At 62.4% G+C, this 18,273-nt stretch carries 16 protein-coding genes; 10 read left to right on the top strand and 6 right to left on the bottom strand.

What is annotated here, in order from left to right:
• Positions 1 to 24: 24 nt before the first annotated feature.
• The 5 genes from ACZ445_RS13520 (at position 25) to ACZ445_RS13500 (ending at position 5,712) form a co-directional block, all read left to right on the top strand.
• The gene (locus ACZ445_RS13520; RefSeq protein ID WP_058427577.1) at positions 25 to 978 is read left to right on the top strand and encodes an ABC transporter permease; all 954 of its coding nucleotides are present in this window, start codon (positions 25 to 27) and stop codon (positions 976 to 978) included.
• Positions 975 to 1,811 (top strand): ABC transporter permease, encoded by an 837-nt coding sequence (locus ACZ445_RS13515; protein ID WP_058427574.1) that lies wholly within the window; start codon positions 975 to 977, stop codon positions 1,809 to 1,811. Before ACZ445_RS13520 ends, ACZ445_RS13515 begins: the two co-directional genes overlap by 4 nt.
• A gap of 2 nt (positions 1,812 to 1,813) precedes the next feature.
• Complete coding sequence (locus tag ACZ445_RS13510; protein ID WP_058427573.1) at positions 1,814 to 3,454, top strand: dipeptide ABC transporter ATP-binding protein; 1,641 nt, start codon at positions 1,814 to 1,816, stop codon at positions 3,452 to 3,454.
• 84 nt (positions 3,455 to 3,538) lie between these two features.
• Positions 3,539 to 4,708, top strand: a complete 1,170-nt coding sequence (locus tag ACZ445_RS13505; RefSeq protein WP_058427572.1) for a hypothetical protein — start codon at positions 3,539 to 3,541, stop codon at positions 4,706 to 4,708.
• A 125-nt stretch (positions 4,709 to 4,833) separates the two neighbouring features.
• A complete protein-coding gene (locus ACZ445_RS13500) occupies positions 4,834 to 5,712 on the top strand; it encodes a LysR substrate-binding domain-containing protein (RefSeq protein WP_058427571.1) in 879 nt (292 codons plus the stop codon).
• Here ACZ445_RS13500 and ACZ445_RS13495 read toward each other — a convergent pair.
• Genes ACZ445_RS13495 through fae form a run of 3 tightly spaced genes read right to left on the bottom strand, consistent with a single transcriptional unit; the run spans position 5,707 to position 8,694 of the window.
• Positions 5,707 to 7,140, bottom strand: coding sequence for an NAD-dependent succinate-semialdehyde dehydrogenase (locus ACZ445_RS13495; RefSeq protein ID WP_058427570.1), 1,434 nt, complete (start codon positions 7,138 to 7,140; stop codon positions 5,707 to 5,709). The two genes, ACZ445_RS13500 and ACZ445_RS13495, sit on opposite strands and share 6 nt — an antisense overlap.
• Positions 7,137 to 8,171 (bottom strand): aldo/keto reductase, encoded by a 1,035-nt coding sequence (locus ACZ445_RS13490; RefSeq protein WP_058427569.1) that lies wholly within the window; start codon positions 8,169 to 8,171, stop codon positions 7,137 to 7,139. Before ACZ445_RS13490 ends, ACZ445_RS13495 begins: the two co-directional genes overlap by 4 nt.
• 10 nt (positions 8,172 to 8,181) lie before the next feature.
• A complete protein-coding gene (gene fae / locus ACZ445_RS13485; protein WP_058427568.1) occupies positions 8,182 to 8,694 on the bottom strand; it encodes a formaldehyde-activating enzyme in 513 nt (170 codons plus the stop codon).
• A 300-nt stretch (positions 8,695 to 8,994) separates the two neighbouring features.
• On the opposite strand from fae, the gene ACZ445_RS13480 reads away from it, so the two are divergent.
• Both ACZ445_RS13480 and ACZ445_RS13475 read left to right on the top strand, forming a co-directional pair.
• Positions 8,995 to 10,245, top strand: a complete 1,251-nt coding sequence (locus ACZ445_RS13480) for a ribonucleotide-diphosphate reductase subunit beta (protein WP_053135327.1) — start codon at positions 8,995 to 8,997, stop codon at positions 10,243 to 10,245.
• A gap of 152 nt (positions 10,246 to 10,397) precedes the next feature.
• Complete coding sequence (locus ACZ445_RS13475; protein WP_058427600.1) at positions 10,398 to 10,886, top strand: DUF1289 domain-containing protein; 489 nt, start codon at positions 10,398 to 10,400, stop codon at positions 10,884 to 10,886.
• A gap of 119 nt (positions 10,887 to 11,005) precedes the next feature.
• Here ACZ445_RS13475 and mdeB read toward each other — a convergent pair whose 3' ends face one another.
• Positions 11,006 to 13,654, bottom strand: a complete 2,649-nt coding sequence (mdeB, locus tag ACZ445_RS13470; RefSeq protein ID WP_058427601.1) for an alpha-ketoglutarate dehydrogenase — start codon at positions 13,652 to 13,654, stop codon at positions 11,006 to 11,008.
• Between the two features lie 191 nt (positions 13,655 to 13,845).
• Between mdeB and ACZ445_RS13465 the strand changes: the two genes are divergently transcribed.
• From ACZ445_RS13465 to ACZ445_RS13455, 3 genes are all read left to right on the top strand, one after another.
• Entirely contained in the window at positions 13,846 to 14,760 is a 915-nt protein-coding gene (locus tag ACZ445_RS13465; RefSeq protein ID WP_058427602.1) for a class I SAM-dependent methyltransferase, read from the top strand.
• Between the two features lie 149 nt (positions 14,761 to 14,909).
• Entirely contained in the window at positions 14,910 to 15,629 is a 720-nt protein-coding gene (pcsA, locus tag ACZ445_RS13460; protein ID WP_058427603.1) for a phosphatidylcholine synthase, read from the top strand.
• A 179-nt stretch (positions 15,630 to 15,808) separates the two neighbouring features.
• Positions 15,809 to 16,588 (top strand): TSUP family transporter, encoded by a 780-nt coding sequence (locus ACZ445_RS13455; RefSeq protein WP_179030364.1) that lies wholly within the window; start codon positions 15,809 to 15,811, stop codon positions 16,586 to 16,588.
• Here the strand turns inward: ACZ445_RS13455 and nudC are convergent.
• Together nudC and ACZ445_RS13445 are read right to left on the bottom strand one after the other, a co-directional pair.
• Positions 16,556 to 17,389, bottom strand: coding sequence for an NAD(+) diphosphatase (gene nudC, locus ACZ445_RS13450; RefSeq protein WP_058427605.1), 834 nt, complete (start codon positions 17,387 to 17,389; stop codon positions 16,556 to 16,558). The two genes, ACZ445_RS13455 and nudC, sit on opposite strands and share 33 nt — an antisense overlap.
• A gap of 5 nt (positions 17,390 to 17,394) precedes the next feature.
• Positions 17,395 to 18,207, bottom strand: a complete 813-nt coding sequence (locus ACZ445_RS13445) for a crotonase/enoyl-CoA hydratase family protein (RefSeq protein WP_058427606.1) — start codon at positions 18,205 to 18,207, stop codon at positions 17,395 to 17,397.
• Positions 18,208 to 18,273 lie beyond the last annotated feature (66 nt).

Here is an 18,273-nt window from a genome sequence, read left to right as displayed (position 1 = left end):
ATCCCCCGTCGGAGCATGCACCTGATGGCTCATTTTCTATTGCGCAAACTGCTGATGCTGCTGGCGACGCTGCTGTCGGTGTCGCTGATCGTGTTCCTGGCCCTGGAGCTGAACATCGAGGACGTCGCAATCAACGTCCTCGGGCCTTACTCCGCCGCCGACCAGCGCGCGGCGTGGCTGCTGGAACACGGCTACAACCAACCCTTTTTGTGGCGCTACCTGGTGTGGCTCAAGGACTTCGTCAGCGGCGATTGGGGCACCTCGGTGTACTTCCGCGAGCCGGTGCTCAAGCTGTTGCTGCCCAACCTGTGGCAAACCCTGACCCTGGCCGGGCTGGCCTTGTTGGTGATGGTGCCGGTGGCGCTGACCCTGGGCATCCTCGCCGGGATCCGCCAGGGCTCGTGGGTCGACCGAGGGGTGTCATTCCTGTCGATCGTCACCACCTCGATTCCGGACTTCGCCAGCGCGGTATTCGTCTCGGCGATCTTTGTGTTCTGGCTCAACTGGCTGCCGGGCGTGAGCAGCATGAACGACGGTTTCAGCGTGGTGGAACTGCTGCTGCCGCTGATGGTGCTGTGCCTGTTCGGCATCGGCTACCTGGCACGCATCACCCGCGCCTCGATGGTCGAGGTGATGCAGGCGCCGTACATCCGCACCGCACGGCTCAAGGGTGCGTCGACCACGCGCATCGTGTTGCGCCATGCCCTACGCAATGTGCTGATCGCGCCGGTCACGGTGATCATGCTGTACATCCCGTGGTTGCTGTCGAACGTGATCGTGGTGGAGGTGTTTTTCGCCTACAAGGGCTTCGGCTCGCTGCTCTACACCGCGTCGCTGAACCATGACGTCTACCTGATCGAAGCCTGCGCGATGATCAGCGGCGTGGTGGTGGGTGTCAGCAAGATCTTTTCTGACCTGGCCTACACCTGGCTCAACCCGCGCATCACCCTGCGCAGTCTCGGCGGAGGCAGCCAATGAACCTGCTCAAACCCTTCAAGCATCCCCTGGCCCTGCTCGGCCTGTTGCTGGTCGGCGGCTGGGTGCTGATTGCCCTCTGTGCACCATGGCTCGCGCCTCATGATCCGCTGGAAAGCTTCACCCCGCTGCTCACGCCGATGACCGCTGGCGATGATGGCGCCCGCTTTTTGCTCGGCACCGACATGATCGGCCGCGACATCCTCTCGCGCCTGATCTGGGGCACACGCACCGTGCTGTTCTGGTCGATCCTCGCCACACTCACCGCATTCGCCGTGGGCATCGCCATGGGCCTGTGCGCCGGGTACTTCAATGGCTGGGTCGACTCGGTGCTGTCGTATGTGGCCGACACCGTGCTGTCGTTCCCGGTGCTGGTGCTGTACATCGTGATCATCATCGCCCTCGGCGCCTCGGCGCTGAATATCCTGATTGCGGTGACCTTTACCAGCGCCCCGGCGATCTTCCGCATCATGCGCGCGCTGACCATCGACATCCGTTCACGCGACTACGTGCTCAGCGCCATCACCCAGGGCGAAGGCTCGCTGCGCATCATGCTGGTGGAAATCCTGCCCAACTGCGGCGGCCCGCTGATCGTCGATTTCTGCCTGCGCATCGGCTACACCGCGATCATGATCGGCGCCCTGGGCTTTCTCGGCCTCGGCCTGCCGCCACCCACGCCGGACTGGGGCGGCATGATCAACGACGGCCGCGCCATGGCCATTACCTTCCCGCACCTGGTGATTTTCCCGTGCATCGCCATCTCCACCCTGATGCTCGGCCTGAGCCTGCTCGCCGACGGGCTGGACGAACACGCGCAGCAAGGCGCAAGGAGTTGAGCATGAGCAGCCAGCAAACTGTATTGCGGGTCGACAACCTGTGTGTCGAACTGCCCAAGGGCGCCGACCGCAGCCATGCCGTGCACGGCATCAGCCTGGACGTGCGCAAGGGTGAAATCCTCTGTGTGATCGGTGAGTCGGGCTCGGGTAAATCCGTGCTGTCGGCGGCAATCATGGGCGACTATGCCAAGGGTTTGCGGCATGCCGGCGGGGTTATCGACTTTCTTGGCCACGATATCTGCACCCTCGACGAAGCCCGCTTGCGCGCCCTGCGTGGCAACCGCATCGCGATGATTTTCCAGGAGCCTATGGCGGCGCTCAACCCGGCGATCCGCATTGGCAAGCAGGTTGAAGAGATCTTCGACATCCACGCACCGCAGATGCCGGCCACCGAGCGGCGTGAACGCATGCTCGCGTTGCTGGAATCCACCCAACTGCCGGACCCGCCGCGCATCGCCAACAGCTTTCCCCATCAGTTGTCCGGCGGCCAGTGCCAACGGGTGGTCATCGCCATGGCGCTGGCGATGAACCCGGACCTGCTGATCGCCGATGAACCCACCACCGCGCTGGATGTGACCACTCAGGCCCAGGTGCTGAAACTGGTGCGCGACCTGCGCGGGCGCGGGCAGCACGGCATCCTGTTCATCACCCATGACTTTGGCGTAGTGGCGCAGATCGCCGACCGCATCGCGGTGATGGAAGGCGGTCGCCTGGTGGAAATCGGCGAGCGGGACCAAGTGCTGAATGCGCCGGTCCATGCCTATACGCGCAAATTGATCGCGGCCGTACCGGCGTTGCACCCGGAGCTGCATGCGCCGAGTGCCGACGGCGAAATGGCGCTGCGCATCGAGCACCTGGCCAAATCCTACACCGTCGGCGGCAGCTCGGTAGCGGCGCTGCGCAATGTGTCGCTGAACCTGCCACGGGGCAAGACCCTGGCGATTGTCGGCGAGTCCGGTTCGGGCAAAAGCACGTTAGTGAAGGCCGCGATCCGCCTGGTGGACAGCGACAGCGGCCACGTATGGGTCGGCGACACCGACTTCCTCGCCCTGAGCGGCTCCGCGTTGGCAACCCATCGGCGGCGCATCCAGATGATCTTCCAGGACCCGTACGGCTCGTTGAACCCGCGCCACCGCGTCGGCGACATCATTGCCCGCGCCGCGCAACTGCGTGGGTTATCGGCCAAGCACGCCTGGGCCGAGGCCGGTGACTTGCTGGAGCAGGTCGGCCTCAAGCGCGACGCCCTGCACCGCAAGCCCCGGCAGTTCTCCGGAGGGCAGCGCCAGCGCATCGGCATCGCCCGCGCCCTGGCCATGCGCCCGGAAGTGCTGATCGCCGATGAAAGCGTGTCGGCGCTGGACGTGTCGGTGCAAAAGCAGGTGCTGGAGCTGCTCGCCGAGCTGCAGAAGCAACTGAACCTGAGCATCCTGTTCATCACCCACGACCTGCGGGTGGCGGCGCAGATCAGCGATCACATCGCGGTAATGCGCCAGGGGGAGGTGGTGGAGTACGGCACCGCCGAACAGGTGCTGCTGCGCCCACAGAACAGCTACACCCAGGCGTTGCTGGCCGCCGCTCCTGGCGCTTCTGAGTTGCCCGCCGGCGGGCCGCCGCTACGGCTGATCCGCCCCGCTACTCACTGAGTTCAACCCTTTTCCCTGCGTCGCAGCGTTCGCTGCGACAACGGGCTGCTGTTGCCCAAAAAAACTAAAAACGAGAGTACAACCATGCGACCAACGATGCGCTGCTTCACCCTCATCCCCGTGCTCGGCGCCCTTGCGGCGCCGGCCATGGCCGTGCAGGTCACCGACAACCTCGACCTCGGCGGCGCCATCCGCGCGCGCTGGGACTATGACCCGGATCGCGACATCCAGAAGTTCGGCCTCGACACCGTGTTCCTCAGTGCCAAGTACAACTCCGACAGCTGGATCGGCGAGGCGCAGTACCGTTTCTACGGGCGTTCGTACCCTTACCAGTACACCAAGAACTACGGCGATATCCAATTCGCCAAGTTCGCCTGGGTCGGCTACAAATTCAACCCCGAACAGCAAGTGCAGGTGGGCTTGAACACTGTGCCGTTCGGCCTGCAGCCGTACTTCGGCAGCACGTTCTACGAAACCCTGGGCAACGTGATCGGCCTGGAAGACGTGCAGCAAGTCGGTGCCAAATACGTGCAACAAACCGGCGACTGGAATATCCAGGCGGGCTACTACCTGCGCCCCGCGTGGCAAGGCAAAGGCACCAGCAAGGGCGTGACCTATTCCAGCGTGGTGTCCGGTGCCGACAGCTATGTAGCGGACGGCAGCGACAACCAGGAGCGCAACACCGTGGTGCTGCGCGTGGCCAAGGCCCTGGACCTGGGCGACTGGAAATCCGAAGTCGGCCTCTCCGGCCTCACCTCCACCCTGGAGAACAAAGACACCGGCAACGACGGCCGTCGCAACGCCGTGGCCATTCACTACCTGGGCAAGAACGGCCCGTGGGGCCTGCAATTGCAGGCGGCGCGCCAACAGATGTCACCGCGCAACGCCGGCACCGACGAAGTGGTGACCCTGGGCGGCTATGACGGCACCTTCAACGTGGCCAGTCGCGGCAATCTGTATGTGGCAGACCTGAGCTATGACGTGGGTGGCAAGTACCTGTGGGACCAGGTCAGCGGCGTGAAGCTGTATGCCAACTACAGCGCCTTTGATAAATCCGCCGATGCGTTCAAGACGTCGCAGCGGGTGATCCTCGGTACATCGTTTTCGTTGAGCAAATTGTGGATCGCGACGGAATGGCTGATCGGCAAGAACGATCCCTACATCGGCGGCAGCAGCTATACCCAGAGCCTGGGGGCTGGGGGTAGCAACCAGTGGGAGAACCAGCTGTATATGAACATTGGGTATTACTTCTAATAGGCCACTGACGCCATCGCAGGCAAGCCAGCTCCCACATTTGTAATGCATTCCCCTGTGGGAGCGGGCTTGCCCGCGAAGAAGCCAGCACAAACACCATAAAAACAATGTGTGGAACTCGAACCATGCGCCACCTCCCCGCCCTCAACATGCTCCGCGTCTTCGAAGAAGTCGCCCGCCATCGCAGCTTCAGCCAGGCCGCCGTGGGCCTCAACGTCACCCAGGGCGCGGTCAGCCGTCAAATCAAGCAACTGGAAGACTACCTCGGCGTCGCCCTCTTCATCCGCACGCCCCAAGGGCTGTCCCTGACCGAAGCCGGCTTCGCGTTGTCGCCGCACCTGAGCGACGCCTTCGACCACATCGAGCGCGCCCTGCACTCCGTGCGCGTGCCCAACTTGCGTCAGCGCCTGCGAATCGTCGCGCCGCCCACCTGGGCCACGCGTTGGTTGTCCGCGCATTTGCGACGCTTCTGTGAGCGCTACCCGGATATCAACCTCAGCGTCACCCACCAGGCGACCCACGACAACCTCGCAGAAGTCGACTGCCAGATCCGCTTCGGCCTGGAACCTGCGGCACACTGCAGCAGTGAGCTGCTGGTGATGGAGCGACACATCGCGGTCGCCAGCCCGGAGCTGTTCAGCGACGGCCAACCGCCCGACCTGCGGCGATTTGCGCTGCTGCATATCCTGCACGACGGCAAGCGCTTGAAGGTCTGGGAAAACTGGCTGGCGGCCATGGGCAGAGAAGACGTGGATGCAGGTCAGGGCCTGGAATTCAGCACCCTCGACCAGGTGATCCATACCGCCCTGGCCGGCGGTGGCTTGGCGGTGATCGACCGGCAAATGATCGAACGCGAGTTGGCGACCGGCAGCCTGTTGCCGATCACCCCTATTGAGGTGATCGGCCCTTATGGCTATTGGTTGGATGTGGCGACGGATAAACAGGGTTTATCCAAGGTGCGGTTGTTTACGCAGTGGCTGGGGCAAGTCAGCAATCCCTTATAGCCCACCCATCAACAGGTATTTGATCTCCAGGTAATCATCCAACCCGTACTTGGAGCCTTCACGCCCCAGGCCGGACTCCTTGATGCCGCCGAACGGCGCGACCTCGGTGGAAATGATCCCTTCGTTGATCCCGACCATGCCGGCCTCCAGGCCTTCGGCCATGCGCCACACGCGGCCGATGTCGCGGCTGTAGAAGTAGGCGGACAAGCCGAACGGCGTGTCATTGGCGCGTTGCAACACGTCGGCTTCGTCCTTGAACCGCAAGCACGCGGCCACCGGGCCAAAGGTTTCTTCCTGGGCAATCAGCATGTCGCCGTGGGCCTCGGTGAGGATGGTCGGCTCAAAGAACGTTCCACCCAACGCATGGCGACGGCCGCCGCACAACAACGTGGCGCCCTTCTCCAACGCGTCACCGACATGGGCCTCGACCTTGGCCAGGGCCGCCGCGTTGATCAGCGGGCCCTGCTCGGTTTCGCCCTCCAAGGCACTGCCAACACGCATGGCGCTGACCGCCTCTGCCAGTTTGCGGGTGAAGGCATCGTACACGCCGTCCTGAATGAAGAAACGGTTGACGCACACGCAGGTCTGCCCGGTATTGCGAAACTTGGAGGCCATGGCGCCTTTGACGGCCGCGTCGAGGTTGGCGTCGTCAAACACGATAAACGGCGCGTTGCCACCCAGTTCCAGCGAGACCTTTTTCAAGGTGTCCGCCGCCTGGCGCATCAGCAGTTTGCCGGTGCGGGTGGAACCGGTAAACGACAGTTTGCGCACCACGCTGGAGGCTTGCAGTGCACCGCCAATCGCCACGGCATCGCCGGAGACGATGTTGAACACGCCGGCCGGAATGCCTGCCTGCTCGGCCAATACCGCCAGGGCAAACGCCGACAATGGGGTTTCTTCCGAAGGCTTGAGGATCATCGTGCAACCGGCCGCCAGCGCCGGACCGACCTTGCGGGTGACCATCGCCAGCGGAAAGTTCCACGGCGTGATCGCCGCGACCACACCAATGGCCTCCTTGACCACGATGATGCGCGCATCGGCCTTGTGGCTGGGGATCACGTCACCGTAGGCGCGTTTTGCTTCCTCACCGAACCATTCCAGGAAACTCGCGGCATAGACCACTTCACCCATGGCTTCGGCCAGCGGCTTGCCCTGTTCCAGGCTGAGCAAGTGGGCCAGGTCTTTCTGGTTGCTCAGCATCAGCTCGCTCCAGCGCTTGAGGCGCTGGCTGCGCTCCTTGGCAGTGAGCTTGCGCCAGGCCGGCAAGGCACGGTTGGCGGCGTCGATGGCCAGGTGGGTTTCTTCGGCAGCGGCGCGCTGTACATCGGTAATCAGCGCACCATTGGCCGGGTTGAACACCGGGTATGTCGGACCACCGCTGGACCATTGGCCGTCAATGTAGTTGCCAGTACGGATCAACGGGTTCATGCCACGGCCTCGGTCAGGTTGAAACGGGCCAGGCCCGGGCGGGCCTCGCGCAGGATGCGCTTGCCGGCGGTGTAGTCGTTGATCACATCGCACGGGGTGTAATTGCGTTCCAGCTCGTGCAGTTCCTCGGCATCCAGTTGGGTGTCCAAGGCCGCCAGCGCGCTGTCGAATTGCTCGGTGGTGTCGGCGCCCACCAGCATGACGTCGACGCCCGGGTGGTTGGCGACCCAGGCCTGGGCGATCTGCGCGTTGGACACGCCACGGGCGCGCGCCACGCGTTGCACCGAATGGGCGATGTCGAACGACGCCTGATCGCTGTACATCTGCTGCGTGAAGAAGTCCGTCTGGTTGCGGGTCGACTGCACCTCGCCGGTGAGCAAGCCGCGAGCCAGCGGGCTGAACACCGAGACGCCCAGGCCCTGATCGCGGCAGAACGGGATCATTTCGCGTTCTTCCTCGCGGTAGGCGCAGTTCAATTGCAGTTGCATGTTGATCGGCTTGACCCAGCCGTTGCGCTCGCAGGCCATGAGGATCTTCGCCAACTGGCCGGTGAGCATGGTGGATACGCCGATGTAGCGCGCCTTGCCGGCCCCCACGATGTCGTTCAGTGCGCTCATGGTTTCTTCCACTGGGGTGTTCACGTCGAAGTAATGCAGCATGAACACGTCGACGTAATCCATGCCCAGGCGGCTCAATGATAGGTCGATGCTGTCCAGGATGTGCTTGCGCGAATGGCCGCTGGCGTTGATGCCGCTACGGGTGCCGTAGCCGACCTTGGTGGTGACCACAATGTCGTCACGCCGCGCCACGCGCTTGAGGATGCGCCCCACCACTTCTTCGCCGACGCCGGCGGAGTAGAAGTCGGCCAGGTCGATGAAGTTGACGCCGTTGGCCAGGGCGTGGGCGACGATGGGCTCGCTTTGCTTTTCGTCGAAGATCCACGGTTTCCAGTCCGGGGTGCCCATGTTCATGGTGCCCAGGCACAGGCGCGAGACTTGCAGGCCGGAGTTGCCCAAACGGGTGTATTGCATGGCAGTCTCCTCAGGCCTTGGGCGTGTAGAAAGGGTTGCTGATCTGGTTGACCACATCCGCCAGTTGCGCAGTGAACGGCGTGCCGGTCAACGCGGCGCGAATCGCGGTGCGGCAGGCGTGATAGTTGTTCAGGTAGACCGCGTCGAGGTCATCGCAGGCCGGGTTGACCCAGTTGGCGGTGACGATGGCCCACTCGTCTTCGGCTTCCGGCGGCAGGGTGCCGTCGAGCAAGGCCTCCAGGACCGCCTTGGCGATGCCGGCCTGGGACGCGCCCCAGGTGGCGTTGCCGTGCAAGTCGCTGCCAATGGCGGCCTTGTTGACGTAGAGGGTCATGGGCTTGACCGGGATATTCGGCTGGGCGATCACCATGAACGGGCAATGGCCCTGGCTTGGGGACGCGAGGCTGTTGGCGAACGCCTGGCCGGCCGGGCCATTGCGTGGGCCGATCAGGATGTTGATGTGGGCCGCGTTGACGCCCGGGCCTTCGAAACCCTCGCCGATGTACAGATCCAGTGTTTTCATTGCGCAAACGCTCTGTGTTGTTATGGGGAGCTGGTTGGCGAATTTTTAGCACTGGCGGGGAAAACGGCCGTAACCATTAAAAGTCATGGGGCGGTGAGTTTTGCTCATACCCCTGCGACGATGGGTGCCGTCTTGTGCGTTGACCAAGTGTGTGACACACCATATAGTGTGCCCACAAACAGAACAGACCACTACATAGTGTGCGGCCTCGGTATTTATCGACCACACTATGCGCAGTATTTCAATGCCTTGAAGCCTGCAAAAACACTTATTTTTCGAATACCAGGAAGGAGCATTTCCATGCTGAGTTGGGATGAAGTCGACAACGAAGACACCGGTGCAGCGGTGATCAAGGGCGCCAACGCCGGCCACGCCAGCGAAGCCAACATGGACCGCCTCGACGGTGCCGGCGCTGCTGCTGCGCTGGAAGCCCGTAACGTGACCGCCAACGACTCCGCCGCCATCGTCCGCGCCAAGGCCGCCCTCGACAAACTCGACGTCGCCGAAGGCCTCGCCGAACTCGAAGGCGCCTCCGCCCGTGTCGCCGTTGACGAAAAACGCATGATCAACTGCCGCGCCGACCTCAACCAACTCGTGCCCTTCAAGTATGACTGGGCCTGGCAGAAGTACCTCGACGGCTGCGCCAACCACTGGATGCCGCAAGAGGTCAACATGACCGCCGACATCGCCCTGTGGAAAAACCCCGAAGGCCTGACCGACGACGAACGCCGCATCGTCATGCGCAACCTCGGCTTCTTCTCCACCGCCGACTCCCTGGTTGCCAACAACCTGGTGCTGGCCGTGTACCGCCTGATCACCAACCCGGAGTGCCGCCAGTACATCCTGCGCCAGGCCTTCGAAGAAGCGATCCACACCCACGCCTACCAGTACTGCATCGAATCGTTGGCCATGGATGAAGGCGAGATCTTCAACATGTACCACGAGATTCCATCGGTGGCTAAAAAAGCCGCCTGGGGCCTGAAGTACACCCGCTCGATCTCCGATCCGAAGTTCGAAACCGGCACCGTCGACACCGACAAGGAACTGCTGCGCAACCTGGTCGCCTACTACTGCGTACTGGAAGGCATCTTCTTCTACTGCGGCTTCACCCAGATCCTGTCCATGGGCCGTCGCAACAAAATGACCGGCGTGGCCGAGCAGTTCCAGTACATCCTGCGTGACGAATCGATGCACCTGAACTTCGGTATCGATGTGATCAACCAGATCAAAATCGAAAACCCGCACTTGTGGGATGCCGAGATGAAGGAAGAAGCGACCCAGATGATCCTGCAGGGGACGCAGCTGGAGATCGAATACGCGCGCGACACTATGCCTCGCGGTGTATTGGGCATGAACGCAGCGATGATGGAGGACTACTTGAAGTTCATCGCTAACCGTCGCCTGTCGCAGATTGGCTTGAAGGAAGAGTATCCAGGCACGACCAACCCATTCCCGTGGATGAGCGAGATCATGGACTTGAAGAAAGAGAAGAATTTCTTCGAGACCCGTGTGATCGAGTACCAGACTGGCGGCGCGCTGAGCTGGGACTAATTCCACGACGCTGGCCCAAAAATGTGGGAGGGGGCTTGCCCCCGATGACGGTCTTTCAGTTAAAGACTCTGTGACTGATGCGCCGTTATCGGGGGCAAGCCCCCTCCCACATTGGGTCTGCGGTGTTTTACAGACTTTGCAAATTGCGACTTATGCCCAATCAAACCATCAAAACGCCCTGCGTCGGCCTGTGCTCCACCGTCTACGGAGACCTGGTCTGCCGAGGTTGCAAGCGTTACCACCACGAAGTGATCCAGTGGAATGGCTACAACGCCGAGGAAAAACAGGCGGTGTGGCTGCGCTTGGAGCAACTGCTGGTGCAGGTGATGGCCAGCAAGCTGGAGGTGTTCGACGCGCACCTGCTGCGCCAGCAACTGGAAAATCGCAAGATCCGCTTTATGCCGCACCAATCGCCGTATTGCTGGGCGTACCAGCTGATTGCGCGGGGCGCGCGGGTGATTTCCAAGCTGGAGGCGTATGGGTTGGGGTTGCTGCCGGAATTTCGTGAGCGCCCGCTGGCCGACCTGCGGGATGCCATCGACCGCGAGTTTTTCCTGCTGTCCGAAGCGCACTACGAGCGCTATATCGCCCCAGGTTTCCTCAAGGAAGCGTTTGGGCCGGCCCTGATAGCGACCCTCTAAAGACCAGCACAAAACCCATGTGGGAGCGGGCTTGCTCGCGAAGGCGGCGTGTCAGAACACACCTCTGCTGGCTGATCCACCGCCTTCGCGAGCAAGCCCCACATTTTGATTTGCGCCTGTCAGGAGTTCCAGGACGCCGCACGCTCCGTCTGCAAGCCGTACTTCTCAATCGCCAGCTGACACATCCGCGCATCCAACACCGTCAGTACCGCCAGCACGATGTGATACCGATCCACCTCAAAAAAATCGCGCAACGCCGCCCGTGTATCACTGCGCCCGAACCCGTCAGTACCGAGCACGGTGTAGCTGGAATCCAGATACGAACCGATCATCTGCGGCACAGCCCGCACGTAATCGGACACGGCCACCACCGGCGCGCCTTTAGGCAAGCACTCAGCCAAGTGGCTGACACGTGCCACCGCCTGCGGATGCAAGCGGTTCCAGCGTTCCACCTCCCGTGCTTCCCGCGCCAGTTCGCTGAAACTGGTCACGCTGTAAACCTCGCTCGCCACCCGCCAATCCTCCGCCAGCAACTGCGCCGCCGCTTGCGCCTCGCGCACCAGCGTGCCGGAACCCAACAGGCGCACCTTGGCATCGGCCGTAGCTTGCAAGCGATACATGCCCTTGATGATCGCCATCTCCACGCCTTCCGGCAGGCTCGGCTGCGGGTAGTTTTCGTTCATCAGGGTCACGTAGTAGAACTCGTCCACATCGTGCTCCAGCATCTGACGCATGCCGTGGTCGAGGATCACCGCGAATTCACCGGCAAACGCCGGGTCGTAGGCGCGGCAGTTGGGCACGGTGGCAGCGGTGAGGTGGCTGCTGCCGTCCTGGTGCTGCAAGCCTTCACCACCCAGGGTGGTGCGCCCGGCCGTGGCGCCGAGCAGGAAGCCACGGGCGCGCTGGTCGGCAGCGGCCCAGATCAGGTCGCCGACGCGCTGGAAGCCGAACATCGAGTAATAGATGTAGAACGGCAACATGCGCAGGCCGTGGACTGAATAACTGGTGGCTGCCGCAACCCAGGAGCTGATGGCGCTGGCTTCGCTGATGCCCTCCTCCAGGATCTGCCCGTCGGTGGCTTCGCGGTAGCTGAGGATCGAGCCGATGTCTTCCGGCTCGTAGCGCTGGCCAACACTGGAATAAATGCCGATCTGCTTGAACAGGTTGGCCATGCCGAAGGTGCGTGCTTCATCGGCGACAATGGGCACGATGCGCGGGCCCAGGGCTTTGTCCTTGAGCAGGTTGGTGAGCATGCGCACGAATGCCATAGTGGTGGACATTTCCTTGCCGTCGGCGGCCGTGGCAAAACCGGCGTAGCCCGATACCGCCGGCACGGCGACAGGCGCGGCGGCCTGGCTGCGACTCGGCACGTAGCCGCCCAACGCATTGCGCCGCTGGTGCAGGTAGCGCAGTTCGACGCTGTCGTCTGCCGGTTTGAAAAAGCTCAGGGACTCGGTCTGCTCATCGGTCAGCGGCAACTGGAAGCGGTTGCGGAAGGCGATCAGCGCATCGCGGTCGAGTTTCTTCTGCTGGTGGGTGGTCATCTTGCCCTGCCCGGCTTCGCCCATGCCGAAACCCTTTTTGGTCTGGGCCAGGATCACCGTGGGCTTGCCCTTGACCTGCCGCGCCGCGTGGTAGGCCGCGTGGATCTTGACCATGTCATGGCCGCCGCGCTTGAGGCGGTCGATCTGTTCATCGCTCAGGCCCTCGACCAGCCGGGCCAGGGAGTCACTCTGGCCAAAGAAGTGTTCGCGGTTGTAGGCGCCGTCCTTGGCGGCGAAGGTCTGGAACTGGCCGTCGACGGTGTTGGACAGGGTATTGACCAACGAACCGTCGGCATCCTTGGCCAGCAACGCATCCCAGTCAGAGCCCCAGACCAGTTTGATCACGTTCCAGCCGGCACCGGCAAACAAGGCTTCCAGTTCATCGATGATGCGCCCGTTGCCGCGCACCGGGCCGTCCAGGCGTTGCAGGTTGCAATTGACCACCCAGGTGAGGTTGTCCAGGCCTTCGCGGGCGGCCAGGGTCAGGGCGGACATGCTTTCCGGCTCGTCCATCTCGCCGTCGCCAAACACGCCCCAGACGTGGCGGTCAGTGGTGTCCTGCAAGCCGCGATGCTGCAAGTAGCGCATGAAACGCGCCTGGAAAATCGAACTGATGGGGCCGATCCCCATGGAACCGGTGGGGAACTGCCAGAAATCCGGCATCAGCCAGGGGTGGGGATAGCTGGACAGGCCGCGCGCGCCTCCCTTGGGCCCGCCGATTTCCTGGCGATAGTGGGCCAGGTCGGCTTCAGTCAAGCGGCCTTCAAGGAACGCCCGTGCATAAATGCCGGGCGCGGAATGCGGCTGGTAGAACACCAGGTCACCACCAAAGCCGTCGCTGCGGGCGCGGAAGAAATGGTTGAAACCCACCTCGAACAAGTCTGCCGCGCTGGCGTAACTGGCGATATGCCCGCCGAGCTCGCCATAGGCCTGGTTGGCGCGCACCACCATGGCCAGGGCGTTCCAGCGCACCAGTGAAGCCAGGCGTTCTTCGGTGGCGAGGTCGCCCGGAAACGCCGGCTGCTGCTCGACACTGATGCTATTGATGTAGGGCGTGCCGTGGCGCGGTTTCCAGTCGATGTGCGGGGCACTGGCATCCTGGGCCAGCACATCGAGGATCTGCCGCGCCCGTGCCGGGCCGGCGTTGGCTACCAGCGAGGCCAGGGCGTCGCGCCATTCATCCAGCTCCTGCTGGTCAATCAGCGCTTTCGTGAAACCGTTCATGGGCACCTCCGGGCTTTTTTTCCAGTTTATGTCGGCGCCGGAGGATGTTTTGCCTGTTATCAGGCGCTTTTTTCAGCATTTTGAGCATGAATCCCTACGCATTGTCTTTTTCGCAGCACGTTGTGCTCAAGCCACCCACGACCCCGCAACTGTGTTTAAAATGCCGCCCGCTCAATGAATGACGTTTAACGATGAACCCAGACGCACTCGCCACCCTGCACGCTCATTTGCTCGCAGCCCTGCAAACGCCGCCGAGCGAAACCCGCCGCCTGTTCCATGGCCGTGGTCGCTGCTGGCCGGGCCTTGAGCAACTGACGGTGGACTGGTTGCAAGGCGTGCTGCTGGTGGCCTTGTTCAAGGAGCCCGACGCGGCACAGTTGGACGCCTTGAAACAGCTGCTGCACAGCCAGTTCGGCCGTTATACCGTTGCCCTGCAACACCGCTACCTGCCGCAAAGCACCACCGAATGGCTGGCGGGCGAGCCCGTCGATGAGCGAGTCATCACCGAAGGCGGCCTGCGCTACCTGATCGACCTGGGCAAGAAACAGAATAGCGGGCTGTTCCTCGACATGCGCCATGGCCGTAATTGGGTGCGCGAACAGGCCAGTGGCCAACGCGTACTCAACCTGTTTGCCTACACCTGCGGGTTTTCCGTGGCGGCCATCGAAGGCGGCGCCGAGCATGTGGTGAACCTGGACATGGCACGCGGCGCCTTGAGCCGTGGCCGCGATAACCATCGACTTAACGGTCATGACTTGAGCAAGGTGAGTTTCCTCGGCCATGACCTGTTCAAGTCCTGGGCCAAAGTGACCAACAGCGGCCCCTACGACCTGGTGATCATCGACCCGCCGTCGTTCCAGAAAGGCAGCTTTCTGCTGACCAAGGACTACCAACGCGTGCTGCGCCGCCTGCCGGATTTGCTCACGGCACAGGGCACGGTGCTGGCGTGCATGAACGACCCGGCCTTCGGCGAAGATTTCCTGATCGACGGCGTCACCCGCGAAGCACCGGCCCTGCGCTTCGTTGAACGTCTGGCAAACCCAGCGGAGTTTCCCGACATCGACCCGCAAAGTGGCTTGAAGGCACTGGTGTTCCGCCAGGGCTGATGCCGAAACGTCTTACGCTTGCTACGCTAAGTGATACGCCGGGGTGGTGAACCTTCTTACCCCCTTCCCGGTCGATACCTGCATTCCCCGGCCAGACTCGACGGCGTCACGTTGTCGGCTGCCCCGTTTCACCTTTTGGAGAACCGCCCGTGATATCGACCCTGCATGTAGCCAGACTCAAAGCCTGGGGCGCCCACGGCTTTACCGCCACCGGTGTGGTATTGGCCTTCCTGGCCACCCTGGCGCTGCTGGAAAACTCGCCGAAGGCCTGCCTGCTGTGGCTGGGCCTGGCATTGGTGGTGGACGGGGTCGACGGTTCACTGGCACGCCGGGTGAATGTCAGCACGGTACTGCCGAGCTTTGACGGCTCGGTGCTGGACCTGGTGATTGATTACCTCACCTATGTGTTCATTCCCGCGCTGTTTATCTACCGCTATATCGACCTGCCAGACTTCACCCACCTGTTTACAGTGTCGGTGATCCTGGTGTCGTCGCTGTTCTGCTTCTGCAATGTGAACATGAAGAGCAAGGACAACTACTTCGTCGGCTTTCCCGCCGCCTGGAACGTGGTGGCGCTGTGCGTCTATATCATCCAGCCGGAAGCCTGGGTCACCTTGCTCACGGTGATCGGCCTGGCCCTGCTGACCGTGACACCGATGAAGTTTTTGCACCCGTTCCGGGTAAAGCGGTTCATGCCGATCAATATCGCGGTGACCACGATCTGGTTGCTGTGCAGCTTCCTGATGGTGGTGGATTACCCGAACACCAACCCCTGGACGTTTGGGTTGTGGTCGGTGATGTCGGCGTATTTCCTCGGGATTTGTATCTGGCGTACGGCGCTGGAGTGGATCGAAACCCATCGATCGTAAGTCGACGCAGTAACAATGTGGGAGGGGGCTTGCCCCCGATAGCGGTGGATCAGCTACAGATGAGTTAGCTGGAACACCGCAATCGGGGGCAACCCCCCTCCCACATTTGGATTTGCAGACTCCCCGCGAGTAAGATGGCGGCCTTTCGCATAGCGCCCTGCCAAGAATAAGCCCTGCCCATGCCCTTCGAACTCAGCGTAGACCTCGCCACCCTCGCCATTCTGGCGGTGGTCGCCTTCATTGCCGGATTCATCGACGCCATCGCCGGCGGTGGCGGCCTGCTGACCACCCCCGCCCTGCTCACCGCCGGCATGCCGCCGCATTTGGTACTGGGTACCAACAAGCTCAGTTCCACCTTCGGCTCGGCCACCGCGAGCTTTACCTTCTATCGCCGCAAACTGTTCCACCCGCGCCAATGGGTGCACGCCATCGTAGGCACGCTGATCGGCGCACTGACCGGCGCCGTGGTCGCCCACTACCTGCCGGCCGAGACCCTGAACAAGATGCTGCCGGTGATTGTGTTCGCCTGTGGCGTGTACCTGCTGTTCGGCGGCACACCCAAGGCGCCGCTGGATGCCGACGCGCCGATCAAGAAGAAATGGCAGGCCACCCAGGGCTTCGGCCTGGGCTTCTACGATGGCGTTGCAGGTCCGGGCACCGGGGCGTTCTGGACCGTGAGCACGATGCTGTTGCACCCCATCGACCTGGTCAAAGCCAGCGGCGTGGCGCGCAGCATGAACTTCGTCAGCAACGCGGCGGCGCTGACGGTGTTCATCATCAATGGTTCGGTGGACTGGATCGTCGGCCTGGCCATGGGCCTTTCGGTGATGTGCGGCGCGTTTTTTGGCGCCCGCAGCGCGATCAGCGGTGGCGCCAAATTCATTCGCCCGGTGTTCATCACCGTGGTCCTCGGCCTGACCGTGCGCCTAGCCTGGCAGCACTGGTTCAGCGTGGCCTAGACGCCGGGCCAGGTAGAGGTCGATCAGGTAACGCGCAATCGAACGTGACGCCGGCAACGGCGGCAGCTCGTGGATGTTGAACCACTGCGCGTCCTCGATCTCATCGGCCTGGGGCACGATGTCGCCACCGGCGTACTCGGCATGGAAGCCGAGCATCATCGAATGGGGGAACGGCCAGCACTGGCTACCCATGTACTGGATATTCTTGACCTCCACCTGCACTTCCTCGCGAACCTCGCGGATCAGACAGTCCTCGGCCGACTCTCCCGGCTCGGCGAACCCCGCCAACGTGCTGTACACCCCTGTCACAAAGCGTGGCGAACGCGCCAGCAGGATCTCGTCGCCGCGGGTCACCAGCACGATCATGCTCGGCGAGATCCGTGGGTAGCTGCGCAAGTCGCAGGCCTGGCAATGCATCGCGCGTTCCCGCGGCACCTGGACCATGGCCTGACCGCAACTGCCACAAAACCTGTGCTCCCGTGCCCAGGTACCGATCTGCGCTGCGTAGCCCAGCACCTTGTAAAGGGTGTGATCGCCTTGCAGCATGAAACCGCGCAACCCCTGCCAACTGCAACCCGGCACTTGCGCAGAAGCATTGAGTTCCAGCAGGTACACCGGTTCGCCGTCGAGGTGGCCGATGCCGTGTTCGGCAAACACCGACAGGTCCTGGCGCTTGAGCCATTCCCGGGGGAACAACGGGCCATTGGTGTCATGCAAAAAGCCATCGCGGCTGCGGGCGACGGCCCAGCCGCCAGGGGTGTCGTTGTCCAGCAGCGTTGTGGTAATCCAGCCTGGGGTCATGTCAGTCAATCCACGAATTCGGGTTTCTGCTTGCTCATATGGGCCGCGATGGCCACGCGCAGGTCGTTGGATTGCAACATAGCCGAGTTCCAGGTGGCAACGTATTCCAAGCCGTCATTGACCGTGTGGTCACGCATGTAGCTGATCATGGCCTTGGTGCCGGTGACCGCAATCGGCGATTTGGCGGCGATTTCATGGGCAATCTCCATCACACCGGCCAACAGGCTGTCCTGATCGGCATAGACGCGATTGACCAGGCCGATGCTGCGCGCTTCCTCGGCGCCGAACTGGCGACCGGTGTAGGCCAGCTCGCGCAGCATGCCGTCGCCGATGATGCGCGGCAGGCGCTGCAGGGTGCCGACGTCGGCGGCCATGCCGATGTCGATTTCCTTGATCGAGAATTGCGCGCCTTCGGCGGCGTAGCGCATATCGCAGGCGCTGATCAGGTCGATGGCGCCACCGATGCAATAGCCCTGGATCGCCGCCAGCACCGGCTTGCGGCAGTTGTCGACGGCATTGAACGAGGCTTGCAACTCAAGGATCTTGCGGCGCAGCAGGCGTGCGTTGCGGCCGACATCCTTGCCAAAGTCATTGGCCACCGAGGCCAGCATCATCAGGTCGATGCCGGAGGAAAAATGCTTGCCGGCACCGCTGAGCACCACGGCGCGCACGGCGTCGGTGTCTTCGACCCATTGGAAAATGTCGATGATTTCGGTCCAGAACGCGGCGTTCATCGCGTTGATCTTTTCCGGGCGGTTGATCTGCACATGGGCAACGTTGCCGGTGAGTTCGACGACGAAAGCTTGGTATTCGGACATGGCAGTGATCCCTGACTGGCGAGTGATAAGGCCCGAACTATAACAAGTGTGTGTGACGGCACATCG

The sequence above is a fragment of the Pseudomonas allii genome, assembly GCF_055380095.1.
Note: the sequence above shows the minus strand (reverse complement) of the source record. Positions and strands in the feature narration are given on the sequence as shown.

What these genes read in the sequence shown, in the direction of transcription:
- ACZ445_RS13505 (WP_058427572.1), top strand. Translation starts at nt 3,539, where the DNA reads ATGCGACCAACGATGCGCTGCTTCACCCTCATCCCCGTGCTCGGCGCC.
- ACZ445_RS13465 (WP_058427602.1), top strand. Translation starts at nt 13,846, where the DNA reads ATGAACCCAGACGCACTCGCCACCCTGCACGCTCATTTGCTCGCAGCC.
- ACZ445_RS13495 (WP_058427570.1), bottom strand. Translation starts at nt 7,140, where the DNA reads ATGAACCCGTTGATCCGTACTGGCAACTACATTGACGGCCAATGGTCC.
- ACZ445_RS13445 (WP_058427606.1), bottom strand. Translation starts at nt 18,207, where the DNA reads ATGTCCGAATACCAAGCTTTCGTCGTCGAACTCACCGGCAACGTTGCC.
- ACZ445_RS13480 (WP_053135327.1), top strand. Translation starts at nt 8,995, where the DNA reads ATGCTGAGTTGGGATGAAGTCGACAACGAAGACACCGGTGCAGCGGTG.
- ACZ445_RS13455 (WP_179030364.1), top strand. Translation starts at nt 15,809, where the DNA reads ATGCCCTTCGAACTCAGCGTAGACCTCGCCACCCTCGCCATTCTGGCG.
- ACZ445_RS13500 (WP_058427571.1), top strand. Translation starts at nt 4,834, where the DNA reads ATGCGCCACCTCCCCGCCCTCAACATGCTCCGCGTCTTCGAAGAAGTC.
- fae (WP_058427568.1), bottom strand. Translation starts at nt 8,694, where the DNA reads ATGAAAACACTGGATCTGTACATCGGCGAGGGTTTCGAAGGCCCGGGC.
- ACZ445_RS13475 (WP_058427600.1), top strand. Translation starts at nt 10,398, where the DNA reads ATGCCCAATCAAACCATCAAAACGCCCTGCGTCGGCCTGTGCTCCACC.
- nudC (WP_058427605.1), bottom strand. Translation starts at nt 17,389, where the DNA reads ATGACCCCAGGCTGGATTACCACAACGCTGCTGGACAACGACACCCCT.
- mdeB (WP_058427601.1), bottom strand. Translation starts at nt 13,654, where the DNA reads ATGAACGGTTTCACGAAAGCGCTGATTGACCAGCAGGAGCTGGATGAA.
- ACZ445_RS13490 (WP_058427569.1), bottom strand. Translation starts at nt 8,171, where the DNA reads ATGCAATACACCCGTTTGGGCAACTCCGGCCTGCAAGTCTCGCGCCTG.
- ACZ445_RS13515 (WP_058427574.1), top strand. Translation starts at nt 975, where the DNA reads ATGAACCTGCTCAAACCCTTCAAGCATCCCCTGGCCCTGCTCGGCCTG.
- ACZ445_RS13510 (WP_058427573.1), top strand. Translation starts at nt 1,814, where the DNA reads ATGAGCAGCCAGCAAACTGTATTGCGGGTCGACAACCTGTGTGTCGAA.
- ACZ445_RS13520 (WP_058427577.1), top strand. Translation starts at nt 25, where the DNA reads ATGGCTCATTTTCTATTGCGCAAACTGCTGATGCTGCTGGCGACGCTG.